The organism is Actinotalea sp. C106 (assembly GCF_023630195.1).
Taxonomy (GTDB): domain Bacteria; phylum Actinomycetota; class Actinomycetes; order Actinomycetales; family Cellulomonadaceae; genus Actinotalea.
Window position 1 is genome coordinate 1 of record NZ_JALPKN010000366.1, and the last position, 2624, is coordinate 2624.

Sequence of the window (2624 nt, forward strand, 5' to 3'; positions counted from 1 at the left end):
GCCGGTCCGTGCCACGCGGCCGGAGCCTGAGCGGTCTGGCCCTGCGCCCCCAGCGCACCGCCCAGCTGGCCGAGCCCGGGGCCGGGGGCCGCTGGTCCTTGCTCCCTGGCAGGGAGCACGACCCCACGGTGCGCACCCACGCCCTGGCCGCCCAGCTCCTCGACCGTCACGGTGTGCTGACCCGTGCCGTCGCGCCGGCCGAGGGGATCAGCGCACAGTTCGGCGCCGTCTACCGCGTGCTGGCGGCCCTCGAGCAGAACGGCCAGGTGCGCCGCGGGTACTTCGTCGAGCACCTCGGCGGCTCGCAGTTCGCGCTCCCCGGCGCGGTCGACGAGCTTCGACGCGACGGTCCTGCCACCGGGTCCGAGGACGAGGGCCCCCGGAACGTCACCGTGCTCGCGGCCACCGACCCGGCCAACCCCTACGGCGCCGCCCTCGCGTGGCCCGAGTCCGCGGCCAGTCACCGCCCCGGCCGCAAGGCGGGGGGGATCGTCGTCCTGGTCGACGGGCACCTCGCCCTCTACCTCGAACGTGGGGGGAGGTCGGCGCTCTCGTTCCCGACCTCGACGGCCCAGGTCGAGGCCGCCGCCCGCGCGCTGGTCGCGACGAGTCGTACCGGTCGACTCGGCAGGGTGGTGCTGCAGCGGCTCGACGGCGAGGAGCTGCTCGACCGTGCGACTCTCGCGACCCCCCTCGCCCAGGCCCTCAGCGCAGCCGGCGCCACCACGACCCCACGTGGCCTTCGCCTCCCTGAGGCACGATGAGGGCGCGTCGGCACCCACGCGCGGACGGTTCGCCCGGAGGGTGGCATGCCTGAGGGCGACATCCTGCGTCGCGCCGCACGCACCCTGGACCAGGCCCTGACCGGACAGGTGCTGCTCGAGGCCGAGCTGCGCTGGCCGACCCTCGCGGGGGCTCACCTCTCGGGGCTCACGGTCCTGAGCACCGACTCCTACGGGAAGCACCTGCTGATGCGGCTCGAGGACGGGCGCACCCTGCACAGCCACCTCCGCATGGAGGGCTCCTGGCGGATGAGCCGTCCAGGCTCGGCCGAGCTGGCACGGCAGCGGCGAGACCCTCACGTCCGCGCCCTGCTCGTCACCGAGCCCTGGGCTGCCGTCGGCCACCGGCTCGGCATGCTGGACCTGGTGGCGACCCGCGAGGAGGGCAGCCTGATCGGTCACCTGGGACCCGACCTGCTCGCAGAGGACTTCCCGACGACCGGGCTCGGAGAAGGGCTCAGGAGACTGGCCGCCCAAGGCCGGACGCCGGTGGCCGAGGCGCTGCTGGACCAGCGCGTCGTGGCCGGGCTCGGGACGATCTACGTCGCGGAGTCCCTGCACGTGCGCGGGATCTGGCCGTGGACCCCGTGCGAGGAGCTCGAGGACCCAGCGACGCTGCTCATGACGGGACGCCGCCTGATGGAACGCAGCGTGGCCTCGACCACACCCACGGCGACCGGGGACGAGAGCCGCGGACGGACCAGCCGGGTGCACGGGCGTGAGGGCCAGCCCTGCCGGCGGTGCGGCACGACGATCGTCGTCGAGCAGGCACGCCAGCCGCCGGTCGAGAGACCGGTGTTCTCGTGCCCGACCTGTCAGCCAGAACCGCAAGGATCGATCGCACGCCCCCGCAGGAGCAGCTGAGGCACCACCGAGCCTCGTCGGGCATCAGCGAGAAGCCGCACCCCGGGCAATGAGGCCAGCGGTCGTCCTCGCGCGGACGACAACGCGCTCCCGGAGCTCCCTGGACGGCAGCGCTCAGCCGACGGGAGCGAGCTCTCCGCGGGCCGAGGTCCAGCGCGGCCCACCGGGACGGCCCACGCACGCGGCGAGGTCGGCCGGCACGGTGTCGGGGATCGACAGACCCTCGGCGACGGCGACCCGGTCGCTGACCTCACGCAGGACGGCGGACATCGGGACGTCGAGGGCCTCGCAGATCGACCCCAGGAGCTCGGAGGACGCTTCCTTCTGGCCCCGCTCGACCTCGCTGAGGTAGCCGAGGGAGACGCGCGCCGCGGATGAGACCTCGCGGAGCGTACGGCCCTGCCGTTGACGGGCGTCACGAAGGACGTCACCGATCTCGCGTCGTAGGACGATCACCGGTCGACCTCCTTCCCTCGCCTCGTCGGGCGCTGCCCCGGGGAGGGGCTGCCTGGTGGGACCCGGCGTGCGTACCCCACCGCTGGCTGCTCGCTGGCGGTGAGGGGTCCTACCGTACCCCGCGGGGCGGACAGCGTCTCGACCGTCTCGCTGCGGGGCTCTGTTCGTCGTCACGTCGGTGTCAACGATCCTCGGCCCTGACGTGTTCCCCGAACGACGGACAAGGCCTGCGACCTGGGGCGCGACCCGCTCGCCACCAGGGACCTAGGTCCGACACGCGGTCGAGCGCCGTCGAGAATTCACCCGACCAGCCGCACCTGTCCAGGTCGCGCCGCGGTGCCCCCGGGGGCCTGGGGCGGCGGACCTCGCGTGCGTCAACGGTCCAGCCCACGCTCCTCGCGGTCGAGAGCCTCGAGCAGCAGACCCAAGCATGCCTCCCGGGCCGCAGCCCGGACCTCGTGCCGCCCCGGCCCCGCGGCCTCGGCCGGGGCGAACGACCGCACCTCCACCCCCCGGGGCCCG

The 2624-nt window shown here is 74.4% G+C and carries 2 protein-coding genes and 1 pseudogene; 2 read left to right on the plus strand and 1 reads right to left on the minus strand.

Annotated elements, in window-relative coordinates:
• Positions 1 to 764, plus strand: a pseudogene (locus tag L0B03_RS16385) (DEAD/DEAH box helicase); the annotation flags it as partial.
• Positions 765 to 809: 45 nt separating this feature from the next.
• Positions 810 to 1646: an Fpg/Nei family DNA glycosylase gene (locus L0B03_RS16390; protein WP_250447856.1), complete on the plus strand. Its 837-nt coding sequence runs from the start codon at positions 810 to 812 to the stop codon at positions 1644 to 1646.
• Positions 1647 to 1760: 114 nt separating this feature from the next.
• Here the strand turns inward: L0B03_RS16390 and L0B03_RS16395 are convergent, their stop codons facing one another.
• Positions 1761 to 2102, minus strand: coding sequence for a helix-turn-helix transcriptional regulator (locus tag L0B03_RS16395; protein ID WP_250447858.1), 342 nt, complete (start codon positions 2100 to 2102; stop codon positions 1761 to 1763).
• Positions 2103 to 2624 lie beyond the last annotated feature (522 nt).